The sequence below is a fragment of the Bradyrhizobium sp. LHD-71 genome (assembly GCF_031157255.1).
Taxonomy (GTDB): domain Bacteria; phylum Pseudomonadota; class Alphaproteobacteria; order Rhizobiales; family Xanthobacteraceae; genus P52-10.
The window spans coordinates 137,256-152,181 of record NZ_JAVIFX010000011.1; the positions used below are offsets into that span (position 1 = coordinate 137,256).

13 protein-coding genes are annotated in these 14,926 nt (G+C 61.5%); 10 read left to right on the forward strand and 3 right to left on the reverse strand.

Annotated elements, in window-relative coordinates; all coding sequences use genetic code 11:
* The first annotated feature begins 216 nt into the window (after window positions 1-216).
* The 6 genes from RCO31_RS14155 to RCO31_RS14180 all read left to right on the forward strand — a co-directional run bounded on the left by RCO31_RS14155 (window position 217) and on the right by RCO31_RS14180 (window position 7,156).
* The gene (locus RCO31_RS14155) at window positions 217-1,530 is read left to right on the forward strand and encodes an extracellular solute-binding protein (RefSeq protein ID WP_308969105.1); all 1,314 of its coding nucleotides are present in this window, start codon (window positions 217-219) and stop codon (window positions 1,528-1,530) included.
* A gap of 35 nt (window positions 1,531-1,565) precedes the next feature.
* Window positions 1,566-2,648 carry a pyrimidine utilization protein A gene (gene rutA / locus RCO31_RS14160; protein WP_308969046.1) on the forward strand — a complete coding sequence of 361 codons (1,083 nt, stop codon included), beginning with the start codon at window positions 1,566-1,568 and terminating at the stop codon, window positions 2,646-2,648.
* Window positions 2,649-2,716: 68 nt separating this feature from the next.
* Window positions 2,717-3,643 (forward strand): ABC transporter permease, encoded by a 927-nt coding sequence (locus RCO31_RS14165; protein WP_308969047.1) that lies wholly within the window; start codon window positions 2,717-2,719, stop codon window positions 3,641-3,643.
* Window positions 3,644-3,646: 3 nt separating this feature from the next.
* On the forward strand, window positions 3,647-4,498 hold the full coding sequence (locus tag RCO31_RS14170; RefSeq protein ID WP_308969048.1) for an ABC transporter permease: 852 nt from the start codon (window positions 3,647-3,649) through the stop codon (window positions 4,496-4,498).
* Window positions 4,499-4,519: 21 nt separating this feature from the next.
* Window positions 4,520-5,506: an ABC transporter ATP-binding protein gene (locus RCO31_RS14175; RefSeq protein ID WP_308969049.1), complete on the forward strand. Its 987-nt coding sequence runs from the start codon at window positions 4,520-4,522 to the stop codon at window positions 5,504-5,506.
* Window positions 5,507-5,521: 15 nt separating this feature from the next.
* Window positions 5,522-7,156, forward strand: a complete 1,635-nt coding sequence (locus tag RCO31_RS14180) for an amidase (RefSeq protein WP_308969050.1) — start codon at window positions 5,522-5,524, stop codon at window positions 7,154-7,156.
* A gap of 44 nt (window positions 7,157-7,200) precedes the next feature.
* Here RCO31_RS14180 and RCO31_RS14185 read toward each other — a convergent pair whose 3' ends face one another.
* Window positions 7,201-8,943 carry an amidohydrolase gene (locus RCO31_RS14185; protein WP_374991479.1) on the reverse strand — a complete coding sequence of 581 codons (1,743 nt, stop codon included), beginning with the start codon at window positions 8,941-8,943 and terminating at the stop codon, window positions 7,201-7,203.
* A gap of 494 nt (window positions 8,944-9,437) precedes the next feature.
* Entirely contained in the window at window positions 9,438-10,934 is a 1,497-nt protein-coding gene (locus RCO31_RS14190; RefSeq protein WP_308969052.1) for a PLP-dependent aminotransferase family protein, read from the reverse strand.
* A 379-nt stretch (window positions 10,935-11,313) separates the two neighbouring features.
* On the opposite strand from RCO31_RS14190, the gene RCO31_RS34745 reads away from it, so the two are divergent.
* Together RCO31_RS34745 and RCO31_RS14195 are read left to right on the forward strand one after the other, a co-directional pair.
* Entirely contained in the window at window positions 11,314-11,613 is a 300-nt protein-coding gene (locus tag RCO31_RS34745) for a DUF1127 domain-containing protein (RefSeq protein ID WP_374991480.1), read from the forward strand.
* The gene (locus tag RCO31_RS14195) at window positions 11,610-12,224 is read left to right on the forward strand and encodes a LysE family transporter (RefSeq protein ID WP_308969053.1); all 615 of its coding nucleotides are present in this window, start codon (window positions 11,610-11,612) and stop codon (window positions 12,222-12,224) included. Before RCO31_RS34745 ends, RCO31_RS14195 begins: the two co-directional genes overlap by 4 nt.
* A 47-nt stretch (window positions 12,225-12,271) precedes the next feature.
* Here RCO31_RS14195 and rutA (RCO31_RS14200) read toward each other — a convergent pair whose 3' ends face one another.
* Entirely contained in the window at window positions 12,272-13,336 is a 1,065-nt protein-coding gene (rutA, locus tag RCO31_RS14200) for a pyrimidine utilization protein A (protein WP_308969054.1), read from the reverse strand.
* Window positions 13,337-13,625: 289 nt separating this feature from the next.
* Here rutA (RCO31_RS14200) and RCO31_RS14205 point away from each other — a divergent pair, with 289 nt between their 5' ends.
* Both RCO31_RS14205 and RCO31_RS14210 read left to right on the forward strand, forming a co-directional pair.
* Window positions 13,626-14,057 carry a hypothetical protein gene (locus RCO31_RS14205; protein WP_308969055.1) on the forward strand — a complete coding sequence of 144 codons (432 nt, stop codon included), beginning with the start codon at window positions 13,626-13,628 and terminating at the stop codon, window positions 14,055-14,057.
* 83 nt (window positions 14,058-14,140) lie between these two features.
* Window positions 14,141-14,923 (forward strand): adenylyl-sulfate kinase, encoded by a 783-nt coding sequence (locus RCO31_RS14210; RefSeq protein WP_308969056.1) that lies wholly within the window; start codon window positions 14,141-14,143, stop codon window positions 14,921-14,923.
* Window positions 14,924-14,926 lie beyond the last annotated feature (3 nt).

The window sequence follows — 14,926 nt, forward strand, 5'->3', positions numbered from 1 at the left end:
TCGCCTCCTGGCCAGGCATCCTGTTTGACGAGGAGGCAGGCCCTTCTTTGCCGAGCTGGCAGAGCGGCGAATTCTGCAAGCCTCGCCATGCTGGCACGCGGCTTGCTGGAAATCTCAGAACTGCTTGGGCAGCTCACAATGCTCGTACGGCCATCAAGCGTCACCGCGCCTGCGCGATCGGTGCCCTCTGATGTGGCGACGAGTTGCAACAAGAAGATGTTGACCATGTCTTCAACTGGCAAGATCAAGTGCAACAGCCTGTCGCGCCGCCGCCTTCTCAAAGGCGCCGCAGCCGCCGTCGGGGCGTCGGCCGCATCAGGTGTGATCGGCGGGTTTCCCACAATCTGGGCGCAAAACATCAAGGATGTTGTGTTGCGTCATTCGGGTCCACCGGTCACTGCGATTCCGGCCATCGCCGAGCAAGCGACGAAGGACCTCGGCTTCACGGTGCAAATGCAGGCGACCGAGAACGCGGACCTTCTCAACCGGCTGCTCTCGCAATCCAACGCCATGGATTGTGCCGACATCAGCCTGGTCTACATGCGCTATCTCGTCGGTCGCAACGTGCTGCAAACCATCCCGATTTCGAAGGTCAAGGATTGGGACAAAACGCTGCCGATCTTCACGAAGGGTGAGTTCGGCGACGGCCGCAAGGCGCCGCAACAGGGCATCACGCCGACGATGATCCTCTATGCGACGACCCCGGATGGGCAGAAGGTCACAACCGGAGCACCGACCGAATGGGTGACGGCCGTTCCGACCGTCACGAATGCCGATACCCTCGGCATACGGCCCGACCTGACCGGGCGCCCGATCACGAGCTGGGCGGATCTGCTGAGTGGCGACTTCAAGGGGAGGGCGGCCCTGCAGGACAATCCGACGATCGGCATTATCGACGTGGCGATGGCGCTCGAAGCGCGCGGCGACATCAAGTACGGCAACAAGGGCAATATGACGAAGGAGGAAATCGACAAGACCATCGCGACGATGATGGAGATCAAGAAGAGCGGCCACTTTCGCTCTTTCTGGTCCAGCTTCGACCAGTCGGTGAACCTGATGGCGGCGGGCGAGGTGGTGATCCAGTCGATGTGGTCCCCCGCCGTCGCCGCCGTGCGCTCGCGGGGCATTCCCTGCACCTATCAGCCGCTGAAGGAGGGTCTTCGCGGCTGGGGCTACATGCTCGGCGCCATGAAGCACGTCGACGGACTGAAACGCGATTGCTTCTACGAATATCTGAACTGGTACACGAGCGGCTTTCAGGGGGCCTTCATCGCCCGCCAGGGCTACTACGCGGCCCAGCCGGAGAATGCGCGGAAGTTTCTGACCGAGGCAGAGTGGGATTACTGGTACGGCGGTAAACCGGCAGCGACTGACATCATGAGCCCCTTCGGCAAGCTGATGGAAAAGGTCGGCAACGTGCGCGACGGCGGCTCCATCGAGGAGCGGCTCGGCAACATCGCCGTGTGGAATTCGGTCATGGACGAGGACCGCTATCTCACGCGCAGATGGAACGAGTTCATCACGTCCTGATCAAACCACATTCCAAAAAGCTTCGGAGTTCACTGATGCAACTTGGCGTTTTCATCCCCATCGGCAACAACGGCTGGCTCATCAGCACGACGTCGCCGCAGTACATGCCGACGTTCGACCTCAATCGAACCATCGTCGAGAAGGCCGAGCGGTTTGGCTTCGACTTCGCGCTGTCCATGATCAAGCTGCACGGTTTCGGCGGTCCGTCGCAGTTTTGGGACCACAATCTTGAATCGTTCACCCTGATGGCAGGGCTCGCATCCGTGACGCAGCGCATTCAACTCTTCGCCACATGCGCGGTGCTGACGATGCCCCCTCCGATCGCCGCGCGGATGGCGGTCACGATCGACAGCATCTCGCATGGCCGTTTCGGCGTGAACATCATCTCGGGTTGGCAGCGGCGAGAGTATACACAGATGGGAATCTGGCCCGGCGCCGAACACTACAAACGCCGGTATGAGTATTGCGCCGAGTACGTCACGATCATGCGCGAACTGTGGGAGGCGGGGCGGTCTGATTTCAAGGGCGAGTTCTTCAAGATGGATGATTGCCGCTGCAGTCCACTGCCGACCAGCCGGATCCCCATCATCTGCGCGGCCCAGAGCGATGCCGGCACGCGCTACGCCGCCGAGCATGCCGATTACAATTTCTGTGCGAGTTTCGGCGAGAACAAGCCGAGCGCGGTGGCGCCGAGCGTCGCCAGACTCGTCGCCGCCAACAAGGAGACCGGGCGCGACTGCGGCGCGCTCGTCCTCACCATGATTATTGCCGACGAGACGGACGCCGCTGCAATCGCCAAGTGGCAGCACTACAAGGATGGCACCGACATGGAGGCGATCGCTCATCGCGATGCTCAGGCGAAGGACGATCCGAATACCGACATCTATAGCCAGCCGAACCGCCGTGCGCTTGCCGGTGGAGACAAGCTGCCGACCAACCAGGGGGTCCTCGTCGGCTCCTATGCCAGCGTGGCGCGCATGCTGGACGAGATGTCCGCGGTGCCTGGGGTGCGCGGCGTGATGCTGACCTTCGATGATTTCGTCGTCGGCATGGAACAGTTCGGGACCCGCATCATGCCGCTGATGCGGTGCCTCGAGAAAACCAACAAAGCCGCTTGATGCGGGCAGCTCAGTTCGAAGTGAGCCAGTTGGAATCAGGCCAGTTGGAAGGCTGAATCGGCTTTAAAGTGGACGCACTCGCAAACGCCCCCGATATCCTCTCAGCGACAGCGGAAAACACCCGCCACCGGGAATGGCGGCTTCCGCGGCGAGCGGTCTCGTGGCTGCAAGTTCTTCCCCTGACCGCAATCCTTGTCGTTCTGTTCGCGCTGCCGACGCTGCTCTTTCTGGTTGTCAGCTTCTTCGACTATGACCGGACCGGCATCTACCCGGCGTTTCTGCTCGACAGCTATCGAGAGATCTTCACCAGCGCGTCGACGCTGCGCGTTTACGGGAGCACGCTCAAGTTCGCGGCGATCGTCTGGGCGATCACACTCTTTCTCGGCTTCAACATCGCCTACTTTCTGATCTTTCATGTACGCAATCCCAAGATCCGCATCATTTTCTTCCTGCTTTGCGCGATCCCGTTCTTCACCTCCGCGATCATTCGCACGATGGCCTGGATTCCGTTCCTTGGCCGCTCCGGAGTGTTCAATCAGGCCGTGATGGGGCTTGGCTTCACCTCACAACCGCTCAGCTTCCTGCTGTTCTCGGACTTCTCGGTCGTCATTGCCTACGTGCACCTCTATACGCTGCTGATGATCGGCCCCATTGCCAATTCGCTGTCGAAGATCGATAGGTCGCTGGTCGAGGCCGCGCGCGACGCCGGCGCCAGCCGCTGGCAGATCATGGCCCATGTCATCATCCCGCTGAGCAAGACCGGAATCGCCCTGGGCTCGATCTTGGTCATCACACAAGTGATGGGCGACTATTTCGTGGTGCGGCAGATGAGTGGCGGACAGAGCGCTTCGATCGTGTCGGCCTTGTCTGTAGAGATTCAGGCCATGCAATACCCGCCGGCGGCGGCCAACGCGATCGTGCTGGTTGTCATCGTAGCGCTCATGGTTGGCTGCCTGTTGCGGATCGTCGACGTTCGCAAGGAGCTCATGAAGTAGCGAATGGCAAGAGTTCCCGTCGCAGAGAACCCGATCGATGCCCGGCCATGGACCTTTTATGCGCTGGGTTTCCTTTTCACGCTCTACCTGCTGTTCCTCTACGGTCCCATGCTCGTGATCTACGCTCTGTCGTTTCAGGGGGCCAACGGCGGAGTGACGTTTCCGATTGTGGAGCCATCGCTTGAATGGTTCCGCGATGTGTGGCGGCCGGGCCAGATGGCCAACATACCGGCGGCGTTCTGGAGATCGGTGACGCTGGCCGGCGTCGTCAGCCTCGTGACGGTCGTGATTTCGGTGGCCGCAGGGCTGGCTTATCGGCGCCCGTTTCCGGGGGCGGCAATCGTCTTCTACTTGGCCGTATCGAGCCTTGTCATGCCAAGCCTGTTGGTTGGGTTCGGGATCGGGCTCGGCTTCCAGTTCTTCGGCCTGCAGCCGGATCTCTTCACCTCGGCGCTGGGCGCCCAGCTGACCTGGACGCTGCCATTCGGGCTTCTGACGATGTTCGCCGTCATCAACCGTTTCAACCGGTCATGGGAGGAGGCTGCGACCGACCTTGGCGCGAGTCCGCTGCAGCGGTTGCGTTACGTCACGCTGCCGATCCTGCTGCCCGGCATTCTCGGCGTGGCACTGAGCGCCTTCACGCTCTCTTATGACGAATACGCGCGCACGACGCTGACAATTGGTGCTCGGAACACGCTGCCGCTTGAGATCTATGCCCTGATCTCGAGCCAGACGACGCCGATGCTGTTTGCGCTCGGCACGCTCACCACTGCCGTGTCGTTCCTCCTGATCGCCGTCGCACTTTTCGTCGTGCTGAGAATGCAGCGTCGGCGGGAGTGGACATCACGGATCTGATCCGAACCGCCTGGAGGCCGCATGGACCCGCGCTTCGATGTCGAACTTGTCGCCGTCACCAAACGCTACGGCGCGACAGTCGCGGTCGATTCAATCTCGCTGCGGGTGCCGAAAGCCGGCTACTGCTGTTTGCTGGGTCCCAGCGGCTGCGGCAAGACCTCGACGCTGCGCATGATCGCGGGGCATGAAGGCATCACCGAGGGGGATCTGCTGATCGATGGCCGCAACGTGACCGACCTGCCGCCGCGCGCCCGTGGCACGGCGATGATGTTTCAGAACTACGCGTTGTTCCCGCATCTCGACTGCCTCGACAACGTCGCCTTCGGCCTTCGAATGCGCGGAGTTGGAAAGGCGGAGCGGCATCGCCGTGCCCACACCTTCCTCGAACTCGTGGATATGGGCGGCTATGCGAAGCGACTGCCCGCGCAGCTCTCGGGCGGTCAGCAGCAACGCATCGCGCTTGCGCGGGCGCTCATCATGCAACCGCGAGTGCTGCTGCTCGATGAGCCGCTGTCGGCGCTGGACCCGTTCCTGCGCGTACGGATGCGGGAGGAGTTGAAGCGCTTGCAGCGTGAACTCAAGATCACGTTCATTCACGTCACCCACGCTCAGGACGAGGCAATGGCGCTTGCGGATGTGATGGTGGTGATGGACGGCGGCGAGATCCGGCAGGTGGGGCCCCCGGCGGAGGTGTTCGAGCGACCCGTGAGCGCTTTTGTCGCGCGTTTCATCGGCGGACACAACGTTCTGCCATGGCAGGGCAACATGATCGCAGTGCGCTCCGACCACTGCACGCTCGATCGGTCGGGCAGGGGGCCAAGCTTGAAGGCACGCGTTTCCAATGTCGAATACCAGGGGCCGACTGTTCGCGTGGCCCTCCTGACTAGCGACGGCCTTGAGGCCGCGGTCCTTCTCAGCGATCATGTGTTCAAGGAAAGCCTGGTGTCGACGGGAGACGAGGTTACCTTCTCCTGGCCCGAAGCCAGTGCGCACCGCCTGGCCGCCTAACCGAGAAAGAACGCGATGGCAGATACCGCGCTTCACGACCTGACCCTCGCCGAGGCCGCTCCCTTGGTCCGGGCGCGCAAGCTGTCGCCCGTGGAATACGCAAACGCGCTGCTGTCGCGCACCGACGCCCTCGAGCCGCAGCTCAACGCCTACATCACCCGCACCTCGGAGGCGGCGATCGAGGCAGCGCGCGCTGCCGAAGCGGAGATTGCGCGGGGCAATTGGCGCGGGCCACTGCACGGCATCCCCTTCGCCGTGAAGGACATCTACGACACGGCCGGCGTTCTGACCTCGGGACATTCACGCACGTGCATCGATCGCGTGCCGGACAAGGATGCGACCGCGGTGGCCAGGCTGCGGGCCGCCGGTGCCGTGCTGATGGGCAAGCTTGCGACCCATGAGTTTGCCCATGGCGGTCCATCGTTCGATCTGCCCTGGCCGCCCGCCCGTAATCCCTGGAACACCGCGCACTTCACGGGCGGCTCCTCGTCCGGCTCGGGAGCGGCGATCGCCGCGGGCCTCGTGCCTGTGAGTCTTGGATCAGACACCGGCGGCTCGATCCGTGGTCCGGCCGGGCTATGCGGCATCGCCGGGCTGAAGCCGACCTATGGCCTGGTCAGCCGCGCCGGCGTGCTGCCCAATTCATATTCGTATGACCATTGCGGGCCGATGGCGCGGACCAGCGAGGACTGTGCGCTGATCCTCAACGCAATTGCGGGCAATGATCCCGCCGATCCCGCCTCGGCAAAGGGGCAGGCGAGGGACTTCACCGCTGGTATCGACCTCGGAGTCAAAGGTCTGCGCATCGGTGTGGTTCGTCATTTCTGGGAGAGGGACCTGACGGTTCACGCGGAGGTGCCGGCCGCAATGGCGGCGGCAATCTCGACCTTCCGCGAGATGGGCGCCATCGTCGAGGATGTCGCGCTACGACCTCTGCAATCCTATTCCGACGTGAAGATCGTCACGGCCGAGAGCGAACTGTTCTCGCTGCATCTGCCGGAACTCATTGCTCGGCCGGAGCAGTTCGGACAGGATTTCAGGGCGCGCAGTCTCGCTGCTTGCCTGTTCACCGCCGAAGACTATGTGCGCGCGAGCCGCGAACGGCGGGCCATACTGGCCGAGATGCACCCGCTCTATCGCCGCTATGACCTGTTTCTGACCGCCAACACTTCGGCGGCTCCGCGCCTGGACCGCCACGACACGCTCTCGTTCTGGACGCGGCCGAACCTGACCTCGCCATTCAACTGCACCGGCGGGCCGGCGCTTGCCATTCTCTGTGGCTTCACCAACGAAGGCTTGCCGCTGTCCATGCAGATCGCAGGCCGGCCGTTCGACGATGCGCGCGTTCTGCGAGCGGGTCATGCTTTCGAACGCGCCACGGGCTTCTACAGGCGCCGTCCATCGCTCGTGCCAGGCACAAGGCCCGGCGCGGTCGATCCCAAGCCCTGGTCGCCCGACACGTCATCGGTCGAGCCGGCCGTTCGGGTGTTGGCGGAGAACGCCGCCCGCCATGCCGGCCTCCGGCTTTCAGATCCTGTGCTGGAGGAACTCGTCGCTGTTGCTCCGTCGGCTCTGGCCTTGGCGCGACGCCTGAGACGGGATCATCCGCGCGAGGCGGAAGTCGCGTCGATTTTTGACCCGGCGGATTGATATCCGGTTGTTTGGACTTTCTGCCGCCAGCAGCGGATGTCACGTCAGCTCGCGTGGTGTTGGATGCCATTCATCCAGGTCTCGCTGACCTTAATTTTGCTGATTTTTGCATGAGGGTCGGTCGGATCTTGTTCGAGCAGGGTAACGTCCGCAAGCTTGCCTGCCTTGAGCGTGCCTATCTGACTGTCCATATGGCACTGCCACGCGGCATCGATTGTTATTGCGCGAAGCGCTGCGTGGACGGGAATGCGCTCATCGGGAAAGAACACTTCTCCGCCTTCGTTCATCACCCGCGTCACGGCGTCCTCGACATAGCGCAGCGGCTCGATCGGTGTCACATTCCAGTCCGAATGAAGCGAGATCTTCAGGCCTGCCGCGAGAGCCGACGCGCAAGGATCGTAGAAGCGTGCCCGATCCGGTCCCAGCAGCCGGTCTTGGAAGGCCTTACCCCACCAGCGCACGTGACCGATCAGGAACGAGGGCGATAGGCCCAACTGCCTCATGCGGATCATTTGCTCGGGATGAAGAACGCTGCAATGCTCGATACGGTGGCGAAGTTCGCTCGCCGGTGCCCCACCTAGAACGGCCTCATAGGCATCGAGGACCATATCGATCGCCGCGTCGCCGTTGGCATGGATGCCTACCTGCCACCCACGATGATGAGCCTTGCGGATCACTTCGGTGACGTGCTCAAGGCTATAGTTCAAAGCGCCGCGCGCGGTCGTGCCGAGATAGTTTTCGCGCTGATAGCCGGTTTGCGCCTGGTTTGATCCATCGGCCCACGCCTTGATGCCATTGACCCGGAAAAGGTCGTTTCCGCGCCCCGGCTTGATGCCTTCCTTCTCCCAACCGTCGAACTCGGTCGAGACCAGCATGCCACGATAACGAACAGGCGCATTGCCATCGGCAAATATGGCATCGAGCAGTTTGAGGTCCTGCGTGCCGGCCATGATACCTATGCCGCAGTCATGCAGCATTGTGCACCCGACCGAGCTGGCATGCTTGAGCAGACGACGCACACGCTCAATCATTTCGGCTCCGGTCGGGGCGGGCATGACGTGGATAAAGGCCTGCTGCGCAGCCATTTCTTCGATACGCCCCGTAAAGGCTCCATTTTGCCGGACGAACCGTGCTCCGGAAGGATCAGGCGTGTCGATTGTTATGCCGGCTGCTTTGAATGCCTGGCTGTTTGCATAGGCGATGTGACCGTTGCTTTCTTGCATGAAAAATGGATTGCTCGGAGCGAGGGTATCGAGGTCGGCAAGCGTCGGTACGCGGGCGTCTTTCGTGATGCTCGCATCGAACTGCTGCGCGCGAACCCATTCGCCTTGCCTGGCCTGTGCCACACCTTGCTGCAATTTTGCCCAGACGGCCGCAAAATCCGGGTTTGTGATTGGGCTTACATTGATCCAGTCTTCAAAAGCCGCGAATGCGAAATGCATGTGGGGATCAATCAGCCCCGGCATCAAGGTCCGCCCCTGAAGATCGATCACGCGTGTATTGGTACCGCTGAGAGCCTGCACATCGTGCAGCGTGCCGACGGCAGCGATGCGGTTGCCGCGTACGGCGAGAGCCTCGGCTCGCGGCATTTCGCTGTCCATCGTCAGAATCGCTCCGCCCTTGAAAAGGGTGTCAGCCGGATCGGACGAGGAAGCCTGCCGCGCCGATGCGCATGCCGGGGAAACGACTGCCGAGGTCACGGCAGCGCCCGCAAACCGCAGGAAATTGCGCCGTGATGCTGCAGATCGAAGAAACGAAACCATGCACGGATTACAGGCCAAGCACATCTTCTTCTACTACCTTCTGCTCGGGGAGAGTCTGGCTCGATCCGTAATCGTCTGTGATCGTTAGGGCTGGCGCGGCATAGAGACGACGAGGTGGCAAGATCTGTGTGGCAAGATCTGTCTCGTCGCTCTCTGGTCTGGTCGCTTTCGGACAATCTCTAGCTTAGGTCTGCCCGGCTATTTGCCCCATGGGGATCGGGCGCTGAATACCCACCCATTCACAGAGCCGGATGGAGGCGTCCGGAGATCATGATCTTCCTTTCATATGCAAACGACGGGGCCGCGGCATCGTGCGATTTGTGGAGGTTCTTCGCTATCAGCCGAGACCCTGAATCGCGCCGGGACAAACCCTAAGCGCCACCCATCAACAGTGGTGGAGCGGAGTCCGGCGCTAGAACCGAACGCGCCTTCTTCTTCTTCTTCTTCTGGGAAGTCACTTAAGCGAAAGCGGCATTTTTGATCCTGCGAATTGATGAACTATGCAGGATCGATAGTGGCTATCGGCGAGTGGTCGCCTCTTGGCGACCGCTCCGACGTCCTTTGGCGCGGCGCGCCAGTTCCTCATCGACGAAGCATTTGCGCAATCGCCGCAGTCCTTCGGCAATCTGCGCTGTTTCGATCGCCCCATATCCCAGGATGACGCCCACCGGAGGCTTCCTGCCCCCGCTGAAGCTGGTAAATCTTTGAACGGCGACATCGAGATCGACGGCCCGCGACACGATCGCGTCGATGTGATCAACGGACGACGTCCGCGCGTAGGCAGCGACATGCAGACCGGTGCTCGACGGTATGAGTTCCAGGTGATTGGAAAAGTCCCGCTTGACGGTGTCAGTCAGGATCTCGTGCCGCTCGCGATATGCGCTGCTCATTCTGCGGATGTGGCGCGAAAACCCGCCGTTCTCGATGAAGCTCGCCATCGCATTCTGCGCGATCGCCGGCGTATGCCAATCGCTGACAAACTTCGCCTTTTGCACGGCCACTTGCAGCGACGGCGGCACCACCACGAAGCCCAGACGCAGAGTCGGCAACATTGTCTTAGAAAAGCTGCCTACATAGACAACGCGTCCTGCAGCATCGAGCGTCTGCAGCGGCTCGAGCGGACGCCCGCCGAAGCGAAATTCGCTGTCGTAATCATCCTCGATGATGACTGCGTTATTGCGTTCAGCCCACGCCAGCAGTCCCCGCCTGCGCGTCAGACTCATGGCCACACCGAGAGGAAACTGGTGCGACGGCGTCACATAGACGGCCTTGGCTCTCTTGGGCAGTTTTTCCACGACGAGCCCTTCGCCGTCGACAGGTACGCCGGTCACGCGGGCTCCCACAGACTGGAACAGTTGTCTCGCATACCGATATCCCGGGTCCTCGACTGCAACAACGTCGCCCGGCTCGAGAAGTACGCGAGCCACAATATCAAGCGCCTGCTGCGTACCACTTGTCACGATCAGGTCGTCCGGCGAGCCCAAGACGCGGCGCGAGATGCCGATGTGGCGAGCGATCGCTGTCCGCAGGTCCCGGTTTCCTGCTGGTGTCTCGTAGACGCCTGCGGTTTTCTCGCATTCACGCAGCGCCCCGGCGACAGCGCGCCGCCACGCCTTGTGCGGAAACAGCGACGCGTCCGGAAGCGCGCACCTGAAGTTGAAGCGCACCGGACGGAAAAAAGCTTCCTCTGGGAGCGGTATTGTCTCCCAGAGTGTTCGTGGCTCTATTGTGCGGGCGAGCGGTCGCTTTCCCTTCGTCGCGGGACGTCCGGTCTCGAATTCGCGGCTGACGAACGTTCCGGCGCCCACGCGAGATTTCGCAAATCCCTCCGCAAGAAGACGTTCGTACGCGATCGTGACCGTCGAGCGTGAGACCGCAAGCGCAGTCGCCAGCTCGCGCGTCGGAGACAGGCATTCTCCCGGCTGCAGTCGTCCGTCGAGAATCGCCTGCCTGATCTGACGATAGATCTCACCGCTGAGATCGCTCTTGCCGACAAGGCTGACGTGGAAAGTCACGGTCGCCTCCGAAAAATTGGACTGGTCGACTATACGTGGATTGGCTCTTCCATCATACCGCTGCCCCCACTTAGGCTCCGCTCTGCAGGCCAACAAGGTCTATGGCGGAACCACAGGGCACATGCGGATCAGATGACATTCGCGCATCACGATCGCCTCGATCGATCTCGAGCCGAGGGTTGCCGCTGATTTCGCGATGACGCGTTCGCGGTGATCGATTGCGGCGTCCACAACGAGGTCGACCGACTGGGAGCACCCTGACGGCAGGGAGATTCATGGCGTCGCTCGGCAACGCCACGGTCCTGCATCGAAACCGCGGCTCATGTCTCACACGCCGGAGCACCGATCATAAAAGCAGTATGACGAAAGGGAAGGGCCCATGGACCCCAAACGACGGGCGACCTCGATAATCGGTCCGAGCGCGAGCAGCGACTTTAGAACTCCTCGGAACGTCGTTTCGCGAAGCAGTCCAGGAACAGGCGCTGCACCCGGCGGCCACGACGTCGTCAGAGTCCAGCGATCGTCCTGGGGGACGCGTTTCTTGAGTTGGTGCGTCTGGTGTTCAGACCGGTTTCGGCAACGAAAGGCCCTGTCGAAGCTCGATGATCGGTTGCTCAATGACATCGGCAAGACTCGGCAACAGGCAGATGCCGAGGCGGCGAAGCCATTCTGGAAATGACTCAGCTATTGGTCGACATGCTGCCCGCGGCAATGCTCGGCCTCTTCGTCGCCATCCCGTTTGGTCCGATCTGTTTGATGTGCGTGCAGCGGACGCTCGCGTCCGGCATTTGGTTCGGAATTGCCAGCGGCTTCGGCGCTGCGGTCGCCCACGGACTATTCAGTTTTCTGGCCCAGACAAGCGCCGTTGTGCTGGCGCAAACGGCGGTCACTGTGCAGGCGCCGCTGCGCATTGCGGGAGGGCTCGCTCTCATCGTCATAGGTCTCAGAACCTACCTGGTCCCCACTCGCACCACTCGCGTAGCAAGATCTCGAGACCTGTGCTCCGCCTTCTTGTCGATGTTGCTGATCGCGGCTGCGAATCCGATGACAAGTCTTCCGTATCTGGCCATTGTTGCTGTGCCGCAGGCCGAAAGGCAGCCGATCATGAGCTGTGGGCTCGCAGTGCCTATCGGGGTGATGCTTGGCAGTGCCTCCTGGTACCTGGCGCTTGCGTTGGCTGCGAACACGATGTTTCAGAACCTGGAGCATGCGATGCTGGATCGGCTCAACACTCTCGCAGCAATCCTTTTGATCGGATTGGGGGCCGCATTTTGCGTGCGCGTGGCTTGAGTCAGGTCGCTCGATCGAAGCGTCTGCTTTGAGCGCCGTTGCATTCGCTATTGGTTGCGGCTGATCATGAGAGGTTGGATGCGTTGGCCGAACTGCTCCATGCCGATCAGGAAATCGTCGAACGTCAGCATGATGCCCTTGGTGCCCGGCACCGATGCCGCCTGATCGAGCATGCGGGCGACCGATGCGTATGAGCCGACCAGCGTTCCCATGTTGAAGTTGATCGCTCCCTCGGGAACGGTGATGGCCTTGGCCGTCGAGCCGTCCGCGGCATTCGGATCGGCCGCCGCCTGGCCGGACATCCAGGCGAGGGCGTCGAGGTCGGTGCCGGCCCGGAAGTGCTGCCACTTGGCCATGGCGGCCTCGTCCGTTTCATCGGCGATCACCATGAACAGAACGTAGGTGCCGACGTCCCGTCCGGTATGCGCGGCCGCCGACAGCATCTGCTTGTTGGTTGGCGCATAAGCGGTGGGCGTGTTGACGCCTGACCCGAGGGTGAAGTTGAAATCGCAGAACTCGGCACCGAACTGCATGCCGCGCGCGCTCTGACCTGCAGCGACGATCTTGATGGGTTTCTGAGGACGTGGACTGAGTTGGCAATCATTCATCTGGAAATGTTTGCCCTTGAAGTCCGAGCGGCCGGTTTCCCAAAGCTCCCGCAAGATGCGCACATACTCTGTGCTGTGGTCGTAGCGACGTCCGAAGTGCGCCTCACCCGGCCACAGGCCCATCTGCTCGTACTCGTCCTTCGCCCAGCCTGACACGATGTTGATGCCGGCCCGGCCGTTGGAAATCGAATCGATCGTGACCGCCATGCGCGCAACGATCGCCGGCGGAATGGTCAGTGCCGCGACTGAAGCATAGAGCCGGATCCGCGACGTGACCGCGGCAAGGCCGGCCATCAGCGTGAAGGATTCCAGCGCGTGGTCCCAGAACTCGCTCTTGCCGCCGAAGCCCCGCAGCTTGATCATCGAAAGCGCGAAGTCGAGGCCGTAGTGCTCAGCCTTCTGCACGATCTCGCGGTTGAGGGCGAACGTCGGCATGTACTGCGGCGACGTGGTGGAGATCAGCCAGCCGTTATTGGCGATGGGGATGAACACACCGATGTCCATGACAACTCCTGCAGCGAGGGGTAATGGCCGTGCGCCCTCGCGGAGCAAGATGGATGCCAGTTTTGCCGGCGGGGCCGGATGATCGATTGAGGGGCTGCTTCGCCGGAAGCCGCTATCCTGGAACAGGCAGGCAACCGGCGCCTGAGTGCCTGGGGCCAGACAGGCGGAACTGTCAGGTCAGGACCGGTCCAAGGCATCCTTGGAGGCTATCACCGCGCCCGATCGCTGCGCCACCGACGGAGAGTTGAGGCGGGGCGCTAAGAGACGGCGATGGCGCCAGTGTTACAAAGTGAACAAAATTTTTGGTTCCGTGGGAACGACGGTCGCCCTTCCGACTCATCTTCATAACGATGTGCAGCTTGGGAGGGGGCGCGATGGAGAACACCACGCTTGTGGAAAGCGCTTTGTTGGCCGTGATCCTTCTCGGAACAGTGACGATGGTCAGCGGGCTATTGATGATCTAGGCTGCGCCGGTATCACTGAAGCTACGCCAACGTACTTCACGATATTCCCGATCGATCTCGCGTTGCATGGTGCTGCGACGGAATTCCGTGTCGCTTGCATCCATCTTGGTCCGCAACATGATCGGCGCTTCAAGATCAGCCCGTTGTGCAAAGCCGCGAGTGATGCAAAGCAGGCACACTCGCTCTCTTTCTTCGCGGTGTTGCAACGTTTCTCTGCATTGATCCGCAGCGATGCGATGACAATGCAAAGTCTGTAGCTGCGTGATTCGCGGTTGTCGCAGAGCAAACCTCCATACGACGGCTTGCCGGGACACCTCGTTGGGTCATCTAGGTGTGTTCGATGCACAAGAAGATTCTGATCATGGGCCTGCCCGGTGCGGGCAAGACGACGCTCGCTAACGCGCTCGCGCCGCGTCTAAATGCGGTGCATTTCAACGCCGATGACGTTCGCGCCAACGTCAATCGGGACCTCGGCTTCTCTGAGGCGGACCGCATCGAGCAGGCGCGCCGCATGGGCTGGCTTTGCGACCAAGTCGTAAAGGTCGGCTGCTTCGCGATCGCCGATTTCATCTGCCCGACACTTGCTGCGCGCGAGGCGTTCCTGAGTGGTGGCAACGCCTTTGTCGTCTTTGTCGACCGGATCCGGGCAGGCGCCTTCGAGGACACCAACCGGATGTTCGTTACACCGGAGCGCTTCGATCTTCGGGTGACGAGCGACGGTGCGCCGGAATTCTGGGCGGAACAAGCCATGATGCGGCTGCGCCCGATCTTCGACCCCAAAAAGCCAACCGCACTGTTTGTCGGGCGCTATCAGCCGTTCCACGACGGGCATCGGGCGCTGATCGTCGAAGGCATCAAGCGCGTCGGTCAAGTCTGCATCGCCGTGCGTAACACGCAGGGCATCGACAGCAAGAATCCCTTCGACTTCGAGTACGTACGCTCGCGCATCGAACATGCGTTGCGAGAGTTCGAGGGACGCTTCCTGGTCGTGCCGATCCCGAATATCAGCCACATTTTCTATGGGCGTGACGTGGGCTACGCCATCGAGCGGATCGACCTGGATGATGCGACCGAGAGCATCTCGGCGACCGAAATGCGCAGAAAATTGTTGGCCGGTCGTTAGGCG

Excerpts from the sequence above, each read along its gene's own strand:
- rutA (WP_308969046.1), top strand. The coding sequence starts at position 1,566 with ATGCAACTTGGCGTTTTCATCCCCATCGGCAACAACGGCTGGCTCATC.
- RCO31_RS14155 (WP_308969105.1), top strand. The coding sequence starts at position 217 with ATGTTGACCATGTCTTCAACTGGCAAGATCAAGTGCAACAGCCTGTCG.
- RCO31_RS14210 (WP_308969056.1), top strand. The coding sequence starts at position 14,141 with ATGCACAAGAAGATTCTGATCATGGGCCTGCCCGGTGCGGGCAAGACG.
- rutA (WP_308969054.1), bottom strand. The coding sequence starts at position 13,336 with ATGGACATCGGTGTGTTCATCCCCATCGCCAATAACGGCTGGCTGATC.
- RCO31_RS14195 (WP_308969053.1), top strand. The coding sequence starts at position 11,610 with ATGACTCAGCTATTGGTCGACATGCTGCCCGCGGCAATGCTCGGCCTC.
- RCO31_RS34745 (WP_374991480.1), top strand. The coding sequence starts at position 11,314 with ATGGACCCCAAACGACGGGCGACCTCGATAATCGGTCCGAGCGCGAGC.
- RCO31_RS14185 (WP_374991479.1), bottom strand. The coding sequence starts at position 8,943 with ATGTGCTTGGCCTGTAATCCGTGCATGGTTTCGTTTCTTCGATCTGCA.
- RCO31_RS14175 (WP_308969049.1), top strand. The coding sequence starts at position 4,520 with ATGGACCCGCGCTTCGATGTCGAACTTGTCGCCGTCACCAAACGCTAC.
- RCO31_RS14170 (WP_308969048.1), top strand. The coding sequence starts at position 3,647 with ATGGCAAGAGTTCCCGTCGCAGAGAACCCGATCGATGCCCGGCCATGG.
- RCO31_RS14180 (WP_308969050.1), top strand. The coding sequence starts at position 5,522 with ATGGCAGATACCGCGCTTCACGACCTGACCCTCGCCGAGGCCGCTCCC.